The sequence below is a fragment of the Sulfuracidifex tepidarius genome (genome assembly GCF_008326425.1).
In the GTDB taxonomy this organism is placed as follows: Archaea; Thermoproteota; Thermoprotei_A; order Sulfolobales; family Sulfolobaceae; genus Sulfuracidifex; species Sulfuracidifex tepidarius.
In genome coordinates, this window is record NZ_AP018929.1 from 499,099 (window position 1) to 514,217 (window position 15,119).

Annotated in this window: 14 protein-coding genes and 1 pseudogene; 11 read left to right on the top strand and 4 right to left on the bottom strand. The window is 44.8% G+C overall.

Annotated elements, in window-relative coordinates:
- The 3 genes from IC007_RS02345 to IC007_RS02355 all read right to left on the bottom strand — a co-directional run bounded on the left by IC007_RS02345 (position 1) and on the right by IC007_RS02355 (position 3,228).
- Positions 1-1,704 carry a hypothetical protein gene (locus IC007_RS02345; protein WP_054846823.1) on the bottom strand — a complete coding sequence of 568 codons (1,704 nt, stop codon included), beginning with the start codon at positions 1,702-1,704 and terminating at the stop codon, positions 1-3.
- Between the two features lie 464 nt (positions 1,705-2,168).
- A complete protein-coding gene (locus tag IC007_RS02350) occupies positions 2,169-2,705 on the bottom strand; it encodes a TQO small subunit DoxD (protein ID WP_370685801.1) in 537 nt (178 codons plus the stop codon).
- Complete coding sequence (locus IC007_RS02355) at positions 2,698-3,228, bottom strand: hypothetical protein (protein ID WP_054846824.1); 531 nt, start codon at positions 3,226-3,228, stop codon at positions 2,698-2,700. The genes IC007_RS02350 and IC007_RS02355 overlap by 8 nt, the downstream gene beginning before the upstream one ends.
- A gap of 644 nt (positions 3,229-3,872) precedes the next feature.
- Between IC007_RS02355 and IC007_RS02360 the strand changes: the two genes are divergently transcribed.
- The 3 genes from IC007_RS02360 (at position 3,873) to IC007_RS13165 (ending at position 6,213) form a co-directional block, all read left to right on the top strand.
- Positions 3,873-4,970, top strand: coding sequence for a zinc ribbon domain-containing protein (locus IC007_RS02360; protein ID WP_084739926.1), 1,098 nt, complete (start codon positions 3,873-3,875; stop codon positions 4,968-4,970).
- 883 nt (positions 4,971-5,853) lie between these two features.
- A complete protein-coding gene (locus tag IC007_RS02365; protein WP_054846826.1) occupies positions 5,854-6,039 on the top strand; it encodes a hypothetical protein in 186 nt (61 codons plus the stop codon).
- A 30-nt stretch (positions 6,040-6,069) separates the two neighbouring features.
- On the top strand, positions 6,070-6,213 hold the full coding sequence (locus IC007_RS13165; RefSeq protein WP_156303865.1) for a hypothetical protein: 144 nt from the start codon (positions 6,070-6,072) through the stop codon (positions 6,211-6,213).
- A gap of 155 nt (positions 6,214-6,368) precedes the next feature.
- On the opposite strand, the gene IC007_RS02370 is transcribed toward IC007_RS13165, so the two are convergent.
- Positions 6,369-7,283: a tetratricopeptide repeat protein gene (locus IC007_RS02370; RefSeq protein ID WP_149528292.1), complete on the bottom strand. Its 915-nt coding sequence runs from the start codon at positions 7,281-7,283 to the stop codon at positions 6,369-6,371.
- Between the two features lie 485 nt (positions 7,284-7,768).
- On the opposite strand from IC007_RS02370, the gene IC007_RS14255 reads away from it, so the two are divergent.
- From IC007_RS14255 to IC007_RS02400, 8 genes and pseudogenes are all read left to right on the top strand, one after another.
- Positions 7,769-8,017, top strand: a complete 249-nt coding sequence (locus tag IC007_RS14255) for a hypothetical protein (protein WP_442267888.1) — start codon at positions 7,769-7,771, stop codon at positions 8,015-8,017.
- Between the two features lie 174 nt (positions 8,018-8,191).
- Positions 8,192-8,398: a hypothetical protein gene (locus IC007_RS14260; protein WP_442267889.1), complete on the top strand. Its 207-nt coding sequence runs from the start codon at positions 8,192-8,194 to the stop codon at positions 8,396-8,398.
- A 38-nt stretch (positions 8,399-8,436) separates the two neighbouring features.
- Positions 8,437-8,849 (top strand): annotated as a pseudogene (locus IC007_RS14265) (zinc ribbon domain-containing protein).
- 352 nt (positions 8,850-9,201) lie between these two features.
- Positions 9,202-10,665 (top strand): sugar porter family MFS transporter, encoded by a 1,464-nt coding sequence (locus IC007_RS02380; protein ID WP_054846860.1) that lies wholly within the window; start codon positions 9,202-9,204, stop codon positions 10,663-10,665.
- 590 nt (positions 10,666-11,255) lie between these two features.
- Entirely contained in the window at positions 11,256-12,035 is a 780-nt protein-coding gene (locus IC007_RS02385) for a zinc ribbon domain-containing protein (RefSeq protein ID WP_054846859.1), read from the top strand.
- Between the two features lie 1,052 nt (positions 12,036-13,087).
- Positions 13,088-13,489 carry a hypothetical protein gene (locus IC007_RS02390; protein ID WP_054846858.1) on the top strand — a complete coding sequence of 134 codons (402 nt, stop codon included), beginning with the start codon at positions 13,088-13,090 and terminating at the stop codon, positions 13,487-13,489.
- Positions 13,465-13,773 (top strand): hypothetical protein, encoded by a 309-nt coding sequence (locus tag IC007_RS02395; RefSeq protein WP_149528294.1) that lies wholly within the window; start codon positions 13,465-13,467, stop codon positions 13,771-13,773. Before IC007_RS02390 ends, IC007_RS02395 begins: the two co-directional genes overlap by 25 nt.
- Positions 13,774-13,779: 6 nt before the next feature.
- Positions 13,780-14,784, top strand: a complete 1,005-nt coding sequence (locus tag IC007_RS02400; RefSeq protein ID WP_054846856.1) for a protein kinase domain-containing protein — start codon at positions 13,780-13,782, stop codon at positions 14,782-14,784.
- Positions 14,785-15,119: the final 335 nt, after the last annotated feature.

The following is a 15,119-nucleotide window of genomic DNA, read 5'->3' on the forward strand; positions in this document are numbered from 1 at the left end:
TCATTCACCGTAGAAGTTGGTGTAATTCATGAGGAAGCCGAAGTTAGGTTCTGGTAAATAGGCGGAATAATTCTCATAGCTGAGGTAAACAGTTCCGCTGCCGTTAACTCTCATAGTCATTACGTCGGTTTCTGAATAGGTCTGTACGCTTGCGGGGAGATGTATTGAGAGATAGTCAAGAACCGCCGTAGCAATCAAGTTAACCGCAAGTCCTCCTAGACCTTCGGTAGAAAGCGATAAAGCTACACTGACCGCTATTCCCAAGATGTCAGTTGGAACCTCATCGGGGTTGCTGACGTGGACGTAAACGTCAGTTAAATGGGCTTCCCATGAATTTCCTGAAACTGCTATGTCGTTACCGTTATAGCAACTGTAATAGTTTATGTTGCTGTCGCTCCATTTCACCTCGGCGTAAGGGGAGAAAGCGGGTCCGTTACGTATTCCAGGGATAGGAACACGATAAATTCCCTCGATTTGGTACAGCATCGTAGGTGTACCGTTCCCTGAGATGAGAGAAGTTTCTGTACCGTTAGGCGCGTGATACTCCACGCATGTGTAAGAAGTGGTCTCCTCTACAGCACTCCCTACGTCCTGCTGTGATGGGTTTGCATACAACACCTCAGTAACAGTGACGTTACCTTCGTCTTCAATGATGGGAAATCCCGCTTGATGTGTCCTTGAGGCCGGAGCCGACACAGTAAAGATGCAGTATTGAACCACTGCAACAGTCGCGTTGTAGTAACTGTACATGGTGGGGCAAAAGAGCTTATCTAGGGAGGAAGAGTACCTTGTGATGTATCCGTCCCAGTTAACGTTTGCGGAGTATGAGGTGCCTATGTTTGGACCGCCGTAGCTCGAGGAGTTGCTCACAGCCTCCCATTCAACGTCACCTTGTAATATCGAGCTTAAGTCAATCGTCTCGTAATCGTCGTGATTTACCACGTTATTGGAAAGGCTCAACCAGTCCATGGGTACCTCAACGTTGTGGATTACGATACCTTTGTATTCGGGTTTATATTCATAGATTGGCGCATAACCGTAAGAGTAACAAGGAGCACTCCCGTTGAAAGAGGTAACGTTAATCACGTATTTGTCCAGTTTCCCTGAACCTCCGCCGCACCCAGGACAGTAGACGTGGGGGGTCGCGTCTACCTTCTCGTCCAGCTCCTCCTCTAATGAGTGGAGGTAAGCGTAGTTCACATTCACCTCTCTTGGGATCACATTGATAGTGCTCACTACCTCCATGGGGTAGTCTCGGAGTACCCACTGCGGGTTATATTCTACCTCCTCAGCGGAGTAGTACACGTGCCCTGACTTAACGTATGATGCTATTACCAGGAGAGAAGTATTCACGTCCTTACCCTTCCAAGGAGTAATGTATGGTGATACCTCGCTGAAGGGGATTGAGAGCTCGTCTGTTCTCTGGGTCTCCAGTTGCACAACCTTGTTTGGTAGGTTCACGAAAACGGAAATGATGGTTGGCTCCTGGTTACCTGACACGTAAGTCTTCACCAGGAAGGAAGGGTCTCCCACCCTGTTGAGGAAATACTCAACTTCCCCGTTGTCGGTGTGGTAGAAACCAACCAGGATGGGCGTAAAGAGAAAGTATATCACAGCTAGGAAAGATGAAGCCACAGTCATGGCTAGGATTACGTACCTTGTTAGTCTCTTCCACTTAGAGGACATCCTTTCACTCGTCTTCATTTACCTCACCTGAATAAAAAACTTTCAGACTTCTTAACCGATGTTCTTGTAAAAATACTTTTTTATTTGTTTTATACCTCCCTTTCTGATACATTTTTAGGTCATTCAAAAGGTTGGATTTGTTAGATTTTTTTTGCGGTATTGAATCTAGAAAGTTTTCATACTACACGTTCTAATTTTCCTAGAAAAGATAAACTGTTTAAGTTATATCCATTTTATTTTTAGATGTTTTTCTCCAAAATCATTAACAGAAAGCTATAGTAACCTCTAATTGTATTTATAATCTCTTATTTCTTTATAGTGAAATTTTATAAATTAAAAGAATAACTGATGTCTTTAATGATCACCTAATTTAATAAAAAGATAATAAAGTAATTCTAAGACAATCATTGTTGTATAGTACTGTTGAAGCGACCTCCACGCTGGCTATTTAAGGAATCTTGTTCTCCCGTTGAAAACATGTCTCATATGCCATTCGCGTATAGAAAAACCACCACCGAAAGGTATATCACAGAACCTACGGTAAACCATATCTTAGTCGACCACAACGGGGAACCAGGAGCTAGGGAATCTACCGAGAACTTCCTTGCACCGTTCACCAAGAAATACAAGTCTATCCCCAAGAGAAGCAGATTTATCCCGTATTCTGTGGCTCCAGTCCATGCAGCTGATAGGAAATATATTAGGTTCGTATAGAAGGCACACGTAGAAGCAAGCTTGGTGAGCATCCCTGCCATAAGAAGCACTCCGAAGGAAATCTCTCCTATCATCACAAGCTCCCCAGTTAGCACTGGGTTAGGAAACGCTACAGCATAAAGGAAGTCCTTTATTGGTGAGCCTTGTGCGAAGTACTGGATGGTGAACCCAATGTACTTAGTCGATGCAGGGTTCAAGAATCCAGGGTTAAGTAGTTTGTCCACCACTCCCGCAACTAACCAGATCGATCCTGCTATGACCCTGAACATCACGTCCCAATACGAACTCTGTCTAGCCTCAACCACTCACCATCACCTCATATCTCTCTGCTAGCCTCCTAGATATCTTCATCACGTAGTAAGCTGATACCCCCAAGATGAGGAGTCCAGTAAACACGGTGGAACCTAACATGATGGCTTGTATTATACCTCCAGTCCACGCACCAAGCACGAAGGTGCCGTACTTCCACGCTACTCCTTTGGTTAGTGGTAATGCTCCTGACGCTAAATAAAGCAGGGAGTTCATCGTAGTGGGGGTCAAGCAACATATCCCTGCCACTGTACCTAAAGAAGGCACAGACGCTGTAAGGAAACCTCCCGCAGTAGACGTCGCGGAAAGCCTGAATGACTTGGGTACCGGAAAACTGTAGAGATTAGCAGACACGTAAATCAGTGAGATGACGTAGTACGAGAGGATGAGGGAAAGGGTCAGGACCACGTCAACTGCAACGCCAAGCAACATGATGAAAGGCTCCATCACGAGCGAAATTCCAGAAAAGGTGAACACTGAGAACCCAGCCCCTTGATATGTAGTTAATGTCAAGTTCACGAAATAGGAGTCTACGTTAAGCCCAGACCTTCACATTAACGGAATTAAATATCAAGGACTCGTATCAGAACCTCATGTAGACTTTTTGATATAAACTTTATTATTTTAATCATAACTTATAGAAAGTGTTAGAGAACTCTGATCGAAACAGTTGATTTAGAAAGGATAAATATAAAATATTCAAAGATTTTATATTTTAAGATCTTAACTCTAAATTTAGTTACTTTTAATAATTTATAATACAAGATTAAATAAGCCTCCCTTCAATATAATGATACCTCATGCGTTACCTAGAGCAACATATGATGAGCTAAAAGCTTATCCGCACCGAGCACCTCATAGGTTAATTGAGAAACATTAACTCCTTTAAATCGTGATATCTCAAGTACATTAAAGGAAAGCCTGTTGTTTCTGGGGAAAACAGAACTCATTCATAATGATTAAATTAATTAATTTACACTAGATATAAATATATCTTCATTTACTTATCTAACACGGTAGATGTTATTCGGACCATCTTTCTCTACGGATTGCAAAAGTATTTTATGAATTATTTCCTCCCTATTATTTTTCATTTAGTATTACCGTCAATAGTAGCCGGTTCTATAGAAAAGTTTAAATCTTAAAATTTTACATCATAAAACATGACTAAGTTTTGTCCAAAATGTGGTACTCCAAATCCAGATGAAGCACAGTTTTGTAGCAAATGTGGAGCACCTCTACCCAACCTGACCTTACCCGCATCTCCACCCGCTCCTATGGGAGGAATGCCTCCATCTTATCCACCCCAATATCCTGCAACTTCTTTCAATATGACTAAATTAAATGATTACAACAAACGCTATTTCAGCTTGGTCGGAGGTATATTGACCGGCTTAGCGTTCATCATTTTCGCTATCACATTTGTCCTCCTCTTAGCGTATCCCTTTACGATCAGCGGGGGTACGGGCAATTTAGCTGGCTTCTACGGTGTCATGATAGGCACATTCGCCATGTATCTCGTCTTAGGAATATTCGTGTTTCTAATTGGAATAAAGAGGTCAATAACACCTTCCTTGACGTTCATAACGGGTTTGCTGGTGTTTCTTTACTTCATTCTTTTCGGAGTCGGGATGTTTCTATTACAGTCAGAGAGTGATGGGCTATTTCAAACTAACTCCAATGGAGTGGAGTTAGTTCTGGGCAGCGTTTTCATTCTGATCACCCTGATATTAGGGAGGTCTTTCTCTCCAATAAATAAGATATTGGCCTATTCTTTCATGCTAGTGGGCGTTATCCTTGCATATGCGGGTGTAGGAGGATTAACTAACTCCTATGTCTCCAGCACGAGCTCTGTGTACGTCATACAGCCCTCAGCTATTTTCTTCATCTCCAGCTTAGCTATAGTGTCTGGAATAATTCTACCTATTGCTTTGATGATAGATGTATTCATGAGCAAGTTCCCCATGGGGAAGACGATATTTTCTATAATGCTAGATGTAATATTATTAATTTTTAGTATAGGTCAGATAATATTGGGTTCTACTATAATATCTGCAGGGATTCCCTCTACAACTGGTTTGCCCGGAATCATTTCCGCTTCACTATATATGTCATATACTGCAGGAGTTTTAGACCTAATTGCAGGTATATTCGTGCTATTATCGTCAGTACTGTTGATGGTTAATAACATCGTAACCATTTCAAAACAAGCTGGAAGACCTTCTGGATACTATTCCCCTCCACCACCACCAAGATATTAGTTTTTTCCTTCCTCTTTTCCCGGCTAACTTTTCGAATCTAATAGAACCTGAAAGTTTCAAAACTTTTTTCACACTTCAAGAGCTCAGTTCTACAGCCAGTTACTTTTCATACTTTACAATACAAGGCTAAAGATTGAACGTTATGTAACCCACATTAGAAAAATGCTAAATTTGAAATCAAATAGTTAGTCTGGTTCAGACTAATCCAAGATGCTTTTCTAGGAAATACTAAAATTGCAAGAAAAATATTTATAAATCTAGAGATTCCTTTTTTATCAAATAGTAAAGATTTGTCCTAGATGCGACCAGAACTCTGATGATACGTCTTTCTGCGTGAGGAGCGGAAACTACTTATGGTCATTTCAACCCGTGAACAACCAGACCCCTCCACCTCCATCACAACCTCAACCTCCTCAAGGATATCCCTATCAAAGACCATCCTCTTAAGAAACCCTTCAAGCTACATATGAAGGTGATAATAGGGTCTGTTGTAGCTGGATCGCAATAATTGTGGTGTTAGTCGTTGTGGTTCCTATTTTCACTGCCCCTCCTACCACATTACGGCATCTAGCCTGTCATCAGTTTACGGTGGTTCATGGACTGTGAACCCTCATAGTTTTACATCAGTGTCTTCTAATTCTATTACGTTCTCCTATTTCAACGGCGCCTCGAATGTCATTCCTCTAACACCCTTCAATGATAGCTTAAGTTTTAATGGAAATTCTTATATTTATGAAAGTAATAGAATACGGATTTATCTTATTGTCTTTAATAATATTGCTGGAGCAACTATAACTGAGGAAGTGACCAATGTTGTCGTAAACTCGACATCTTTCACGGTGCATAACTCCTCCATTTAGAGGATGTACGCGACTCTTCTTCCGTGATCACGGTACCGGTCGAGGTTTACACAAACTCCAGCGGAGGCCTTGTGACTGACGTCGCAGTGCCAAGGGACGGAATAGTGAGTTTTAACGTTTCCTCTCTGGTAGGCGAAAAATTCACCATCGTCTTCAAGTATCCTTCTGGTGATGTAAACAAGACTTTCGTAGTAACGGTTCTCCAGTGAGTTTATTCCTGAGCCCCTCATAAAGAGGCTATGCCTCCTAGTTTACCTAACAATGTGACTTCAAGTGCCACGTCTTCCACTGGACAAACTGTGACGAGTTCAACGCCCACTAACCCTACAGCTAAAAGCTACAATACCGCGACGACCGCGGGGGTAACATCACGTTATCTCTGACTTTGCTGGTCATCCCCGTGGTAATCGTCGTCCAGGTTCTCCTGTACCGCTTCCCTAAGGACCTTGTGTCGAAGACGATGCCTTGACTTTCCTTTACGCCATAACAAGAAAAACGCGATGACCTCTTCCACGGCTTAGAGGTTATAAAGATAAAGTCAAGAGTTGCTCTCCTCGTCTATCTCACGCAGTCTCTCCTTTATTACAAGTTTGTTGAAACTCCTTGCGGACTTCCACAACAGTGCCCATAGTATCGCGTAGATTAAAAGGAGGGGTATCTCTAATTCGTAATGGGAACTAAAGGAATAGAGCCACGTAATCATGGGAGTTACAAGCGGAAAGAATATTAATAGAAAGACCACTAGAAATAAAAAGAACGTGATCAATACCCTCTCATTCCTCTCAAACCTCCTCGCCGACTTTTCCTTCATCATGAGGAGCCTCAAACGGCTTTGAAAGTTGAGGTCTCTCGGGTTCAAGTTTATCATGACCTTGTACTCCTCTATCGCCCTGTCTATGAGTCCTTGTTTTTCAAGGTACTCAGCTCTCTTGAGGTGGTAATGAAGGTTCCCCGGGTCTAGGTTCGTGGCATTCACGTACTCCGTTAAGGCGTTTAAGATTTCGCGCTTTGATGAACCGTGAGAGTACATTTCAGCTAGAGTGAAGTGGAACAACGCGTTCTCGCGTTCAAGGTTCACGGCCGTCCTACACTCCGAAATAGCTTCTTTCTTGAATTTTTTAAAATCCATGAGGTAAAAGATCACCGCCTTCACATAGTGAGGGTAGGCGTTCTGCGGATCCAAGTTGATGGCCTCGTCGCATTCCCTCAATGCATCAGTGTACGCTTCCTCCATAGCCAACGCGAAGGCTTTCACGTAATGAGGATATGCCTTCTCTGTTTCGAACGTCATGACTTCGTCACATTCCTGAATCAGTAAGTTCAGGTTTACACTAACTTTCTCACCGTAAGCTAGACCCGTGTGGAACTCTTGTAGGATCTCGTTTATCCTACGTGCTATCTCGTTATCCTCTTCAACGAGAGGTGGTGGTTCTAATTTAATGAAAGGCGACACAATAAAATGATAAAACAATCTAATATTTAGCTCTTCAGGGTCAGAAGAGTCAAGGGACTCGAGAGTTTTGTATCATAATAGCTCACGGAGTCGACCTTGTCCTCTATCCGACCCTCTTGTCTGGCTCACGGAGTCGACCGATGTGTTCCTGATAGACCCCGTGGAAAACCCGCGGAGAACAAGGGAGTAGAAGTAGGACTGAACGCGTTCACACTCGCAGTTTTTATCTTCATAGGGGGTTCAAAGGGGGGCGGAAGTCCCCTTCCGTCAGGGAGGGGATGGATGGCCCCCTCATATTTAAATATCGGCCCTTCAAAAATCTCCTAATGCCTGACGTAGGATTCAGGTTTCGAGCTTACACAAATTCTCAAACGTTGAGGGCGTTAAAGGCCCAGTTGAGGGTGGCGTGTGAGGTGTAAAACACCCTGCGTTGGGCAGACTCCTATTTCTATCAAAGAGATGGGAAAGGTCTGAACCAAACCCAGTTGAGGCAACTCGCCTTAGACCTGAGGAAGCAGGACGGGGAGTATCAACAAATGCACTCTCATGCTCAGAACGTTGCGGATCGCTTCTACGAGGCTAGGGAGAGGTTCTTCAATGGATTAGCGCGTTTCCCCAAGGAGAAGCCCCACAAGTACTCTTCCCTGGTCTATCAGAGCGGATGGAAGGTGCTGAGCGTGAAGATAATCAGGAAGAATAGTAAAGAAGCGAGGGCCACCCCAAGGAGTTGGTGAAGTTGAGCCTCTCCCACGTGGGAGTCTTCAAGGTCCTCGTGCACAGGGACTCCCCCTCGATAAGGTAAAGAGGGTAATCGTGAAGTTGACCCCTCCGAGAGGGTCTACATCTCCTTCGCGGTAGATTACGAGTTCCCCAAGCTGCCTAAAGTCAACAAGATCACGGCACTGGACGTGGGCATCGAGACCCTCATCATGACGTCCCATGGGGAGTACTTCCCCAACGTGAAGCCTTACGAGAATGCCTTGTGGAAGGTGAGACACCTACACCGAATCCTGTCCGGGAAGCAGTTCCTCTCCAAGAACTGGTTCAAGGCGAAGGTCAAGTTAGCCGAGGCATACGAACACCTCAGGAACCTGAGGAAAGACACATCTACATGAGGTTAGGTAAACACTTCGCAAGGAACTACGCCCTCGTGATGGAGGACATACAAGTCAAGGAGCTCGTGGACAAGTCCCTACGAAGGATGAGGCTCCACGACGTCGCCTTCCACGAGCTTAAGAACACCTTGAAGTACCAGATGGAGAAGCACGGTAAGGCACTCCTCCTTGTGGACCCACCCTACACGTCCAAAACCTGCGCCAAATGCGGTTACGTGAGGGAAGACCTAACCTTGACAGAGTGTTCTCCTGTCCACGATGCGGTTGGGTGACTGACCGTGATTACAACGCCTCCCTGAACATCTTACGTAGATCGGGGTCGGTGCGACCCTTAGATGTGGAGTTCCACCCTCTACCGGTATCGGTACTGGCAAGGTGGAGCCGTGAATCAGGAAGCCCCGTCCGTAAGGGCGGGGTGAGTTCACATAAAAACTGTTTATATAAAACATGAAGGACTCAGCTCATTATTTTTTAAAATGTTTCTGTGCAGGAGTGAGTAATTGTATTCTAATTGACATCAAGTGATCCCCTCAACATTATAGGTATTTCCTATCATCATGAAATATGTCCAAATATATCCTGACCTATCGATAATCTTATCTCGTGAAAGAATTGAAAGGTATGAGAAGAGAGCGTGTTTCCCTTAAGGGGTGAGGGATTGGAAAACTGAACCTTGGATATTTCTTTTTATTTCACTCATGAAATGAAACTTTTTGAATGTACAGTTGCTGTATCTGGATCTTTTTAAATAAAATGAAGTCTTGTAGAGAGGTTTATATAATATAAGTGACGTATTTTTTCCCATGAGTGAAGAAGAACTTCTAAAGAAAATGGATTCGAACGTTGCGAACCGTGTTTACTGGTCTTTAACGCTCCTGGCTACCATTGGTGGTTTCCTTTTCGGTTATGATACTGCAGACATAGGTACTGCACTCGACCTAATCCCGTACCACTTGTCTGCCTTCGCCTTAGGCTACTTAGTGGCGGGAGCCTCACTGGGAGCTGCAATAGGTGCCATCCTGGCCGGTCCCCTCACCGATAGGTACGGCAGGAAATCAATACTGATAGTCGACGCGTTAATTTACGCTATAGGTGCCGTAGTGTCAGCGTTGACTGTGAACGCCGATGTCCTCCTAGTTGCCAGGACTTTCATCGGGTTAGCAGTAGGAGCAGACTCAGCCATAGCTACAGCTTACATAGCTGAGTACGCCCCTAAGGGAAAGAGGGGATCTCTCGAGATGTTGCAGGAATGGATGATAACCTTCGCTCAGACCGTCTCCTACATCATAGGCTTCGCCATCCTCTTCATGGCACCGTCCCTGGCATTCAACTACGACTGGAGGATCATCTTGGGATTAGCTGCGATCCCCGCAGTGGTGGGACTGGTCTTCAGGACTAGGATGCCTGAGTCCCCAAGATGGCTCATGGTGAAGGGCAAGACTGAGAGGTTAAGACAAACTCTGTCTTACCTTAGGATAAACGTTAGTGAAGACGAAGTAGAGAGGATATCCCGTGAGGTGAGGAATGAGGAGAACAGGCCCAAGTTCTCCCCCGGTGTGAAGAGGGCTTTCGTGGTCGCAGGGCTCTGGATGATGTTCCAGCAGATAACCGGGATTAACATCCCGTTCTATTACGGTCCTAAGATATTCGCGCCTATGTTCGGTAGCGGCAGCGGGTTGAGCTCCGTAACAGACGGTATACTCGCTACCCTCATCATCTCAGCCACACAGACTTTGATAGTTCTAGCAGCGATCAAGTACGTGGACAGCATAGGTAGAAGGGGGTTAGGAAAAGTGGGTTACTTAGGCATGGCATTGTTCATGGCGATCGGAGGAGTATCGGCTTTGCTCCTCAAAGGGACTGCGGAAGTCGCTGGGCTCATAGTTTCATTCATTGGATTCATGATATTCTTTGGTCTCGGCGTGGGTGGGATAGGATGGACCATCCAAGGCGAGTACTTCCCTACTCATGTTAGGGGAACCATGGCTTCACTTCTGGCTTTCATAAACTGGATGTCTAACTTCGCGCTGATTGAGGTCTTCCCCGCATGGTACCACACAGTAGGTCTAGGAGAAGTGATGTTCACCTTCGCTGGGCTGTCGTTCTTAGCTTGGGTGATTTTCCTGTTCCTCTTACCTGAGACCAAGGGCATGAGCGTGGAAGAGATCAACAGCATGTTCGAGAGCATGAGCAGGAAGGAAGAGAAGGAGAACTATGCGACGTCAGACCTCAATAAAGGAGAAGGGAAAGGCGAGAGAAATCAATAGCTCTTTTTCTTGAGATAAAAAGATAATTGTTTTTCAGTTAATTTTATGAGACTGAACACCGACGCGTAGCAAGAGCCTGAGAGATTCCTATGTCCTTACCTTTACGAGGATAGAGACAGAGACTTATCGCAGATCTTGGAGTTGTTTTTATTCCTCACATCAAAGACTCACGCAGGTTATGATGAAAGAGACCCAATCTCCCTTGTATAGAGGACAGCCTCGTATTTATAATTTCGAGTGTGTGTTACGACGTTGTGATACTATTGTCAAATTTATTTAAATACATTGACATGATTCATATATGTAAGTTCGACGTGTGGAAGAGATCTAACTCTCTCACATTGCAACCCTAGTGCCTTTTACTCATTTGAATGTCCTAAGTTTCTCTTGTCCTACATAGATGGTCGGTTCGTCCCTCATGGCTTGTGAAATTCCGCCGTCTACGTTCATTATGCTATAGTAAGGTGGAATCTTGAGGGAGAAACGCGTCGTGAAGCCGGATGTTTTATGCTGATCTGTATCATCAAATTAAGGAAAATTGGTATCGTAAGCGAAATATTTATAAATCTAGAGATTCCTTTTTTTATCAAATGGTAAAGATCTGTCCTAGATGCGGTTATCAGAACACTGATGACGCATCCTTCTGCATGAGGTGTGGAAACGACTTAAGGTCAGTTCAACCCGTCAACTACCAGATCCCTCCACCACCTCCACAGCCTCAGAGTGGATACCCCCTAGGTCAATATCCGCCCAAACCGCCTTTCAAGTTCCCCATGAAGGCTATAATCGGTGCAGTTATAGCTGTGGTGGCGATTGTCGTAGTTTTAGTTGTTGTAGTTCCCATTCTCACAGCTCCCGGGTATCCCATCACCACCTCAAGCCTATCCTCAGTGTACGGTGGTTCATGGACTGTAGACAATTCTCATAGTTTTCAGGTAACGTTCTCCTCCAGTTCTATGACGATCTCCTATTTCAACGGAACCACGAAAACTCTTCCGCTAACCAGCTTTAATGATAGTTTCATATTTAACGGAAACAGTTATATTTATAATGGAAATATGTCTACTCAGTACTTCGTTCTCTTCAACAGTTCTTCAGGGTCTGTACACGAAGAAGTAGAGAAGATAGTCGTAGGTTCCCCTCTTTACAAGGCTATAGCGTCAAACTTCTCGAGCATAAGTACTTGGTTCAGCTTCAACGGGTTCTCCAACATCAAACAGAATGGGAACGTTTACTATTCCTACTACAACTTCTTCTTTAGCAGTTCAGGTGAGGAAATGATATTCGACAGGTCTAACGGAGTTACAGTTTTTCTAGCAACAAATGACATTAACTCAAATATAGCGGCTAAGTTTGCATCAATGGTCTAAGAGATTTATTTTTTAAAAAATAGAAAGAGAGAAAAACACTTTTCTCCTCAAACTCTCCCTGGTGGGAGTTCCATTCCTTCCTTTATTCTTTCTCTACTCCGTTGTATACCTCCGCTGAGAGGGACTTATCTAGTCCTCTAAGTGAGGTAAATTAAAACTATTTACACACGAAAGTCGAATATATAAAAGGAGACTTGGATGAAAAGAGAACGCGTTAACTTTTATAGAACACGGAAAAACCTTATGACATTTTCTAAAACCTGTTGACTCGCATCCTTCACGGAGATATAGAACATCAAGTGGGAATCCACGTATCAACGAAGAGAGGTTGAGAAACTGAGAGCGATAAAAAGGGTTTTCTCTTCTCATCTCAGCTCTCTCAATGATATTCGCGATGGAGGAGTTTCCTAAGATTGCTTGAGATGAGGCAAGGTTCTGGAGGTCTCCTGGATGTCACTCGTTAAGGTTATGTCACCTCGGTTTACCCGGCAATCTCCTTCCTTTGTCACGTTTTAGAGAGTGAAGAGGACCATTTCTCTCGTCGCTCATCGATGTGGACGAGAACCTCAGGCCAGACCGATACACGAACATAATTTGGCAGCTGACGAAAAAATCATATCATTTTTCCTCCATGAAGTCTTTTTACTCAGTTTACGATCTCTCATCTCGCTCGGATATCCCGGACTAAAGGTCCTTATACCCACAAAGATGAGAGAGGGTAACGTTATCACGAAAGCGTAGACCAAAAGAAGGAAAACCATTTTCCCCGTCACCAACGTCTCCCCCATCAGGCGACAGTTACACCGTAACCACGCCTGACACGGACCCACATGTATCCTCACACCTAGGTAGGAATAATGTCTCACCCACAGCACTATAAATCCTAAACAAGTCCCGCTCAAGGAGCGACGTGAACAAGGGAGGGAAAACCGTTTTTCCTCTCTCCACATCTTGGATCTCCTACTCAGACGTTATAGAAATAATAGAAATAAAGGACTAAAGAAAAAAGAAAAATGGAAATGCATAAAAATGAGAGATGATTACAATTTCATGTGGACAAGTATCTCTTTGCAGTTGGGATGACCCCTTTCTTACTGCTCTTCTTCTACTCCCTGGGTACGAGGGAGGTATTGGAGCCAATAGTCATCTCATTGGCTTTGACAGGCTTCCTCTACACCCACACAAGGAAAGGGAAGTACAGGAGAAGTTATCTCTTCATAGTATTAGCTTTCTTCGCTCCTTTTCTCGACATTTACTCCCTCGGTGACCTGGGTTTCGTGGTGATCCTGTGGGCTATCGGCAGTTTAGGGGTGTGGGCTTTCTGTGAAAGTTCGCCCGACGACGATAACGACGGAAGCTCAGCCATAGCTTTAGGAATAATCGTCAACGTGGTAGCCCTACTCATAGGTCTCGCAAACCCACCCCTCAGGTGTCAGAGGCGGACGAGTTCCTGATAGACCCTTTCATGGTGTTATCGGCTTACTTAGCCAGGGATGACAAGGAGGACTGTCTGCCAAATTCTGTGTACCGTGTGTCAGCCTCCCCCACGAAACCGAGTTTGCATCCTAACGCCCACATCTACGTGTATGGACTGCCCGCTGGAGCTAAGGCAGTACTCTACGTTAACGGAAACCGTTACGAAACCGACTATCACCTAACGCTTTACGGCTCTTCCTTCGTGTGGACAGCCTTCGAAGTCCACTTCGGCGGAAAAGTCTGCGTTCCCGATCAGGGATGAGGGAAGATGAAAAGCGGGGACGTGGTTAGCGTAAATTACCGGGAGAAGACTACCCAACCAACTCGACCTCATGTAGCCCTGCCGTCTTCATGGGTCGGAGGGAAGATCTCAGTCTACTCTATCAAATCAGTAATAGGCGAAGGGGGTAACGGATACGTCCTCTTGGGCAAGTACAACGGGAAGAAATACGCCATTAAGGTACTCAAGGTGAGGGAAGGACAGGGGACGGTATCTGTCACGTCATACTTCTCCGGTCTCTCCAAGGAGGCCGCGAACCTCATCGATTTATCCGAGTGGAGGGGTATGGTAAAGATTTACGCCGTGAGTGTGGACAACGTTATAGACGAGATAATGAGGAGTAACGACTCTCTTTACCTCAGCGACCCTCCTAGGCTGATCATGGAATACATGGAGGGCGGAATTTTAGAGGGGGCGATCCTTAACGATACTCTCTTCTACTCTAACAAGTGGAATGACGCAGTGACACGTGTGGCGTCCCAAGTGGCTAACGCCTTACAATACGTCCACTCTCAAGGCTACGTACATCTGGACGTGAAACCGAATAACGTGTTCCTGCTCTCACCAGTGAGGACTGCAGAGGAAATGGAGAAGGTTGAGGTCAAGCTAGGTGACTTGGGTAGCGCTACGCGAATAGGAAAGGACGTCGGACAGCTGACCTTAGAGTATGCAACTCCCGAACAGATTGTAGAGACGGCTTCCCCCAAGATGGACGTCTTCTCCTTGGGTATGACGATTTACGTCTCCCTCACTAGGAGGGTCGACAGACCCGACACGGAACACATGAGGAAGGCCTTCTCTCTTGCGTCGAAGGGTATGATGAAGGAAGCAAGGAGAGAGGTGGATGAAGCTAAGAGGTGTCTCTCGTCCTGGGAAGTCGGGAATGGCGGGGTAGGGCTTCTAAGGGACCCTATGTTGAAAAGGATGTTGAGCCCAAACCCCTGGGATAGACCTTCCATGAAGGAGGTAACGGAATGGTTATCAAATCTATGATGTGGTTTCACAGTAAATCCGGGAAACCTTCACACAACTTGGAAATGAAATTCTATCAAGGGGATTTGCATTTAAATTCAGATTATATCTGAAAAATTCAACTTCTCACATGAGAGATTCCTTAAAGACGAGTCCAATTTTGAGCCTGAGCTAAAAGAAAAGATAGGGATCACTTTCATAAAGTGTATTTAATGTCAAGTAGATTATCTGCGAGGCGGTCGAAGCCACTTGGTCCCTCGTGTACTCAAGTCGCATGTGCTCTCCACATGATCGGGATTACATGTAACTTCCTCGATCTTTAGACCTTCAAAGACCGGGTTTTCTTACGGAGGTCT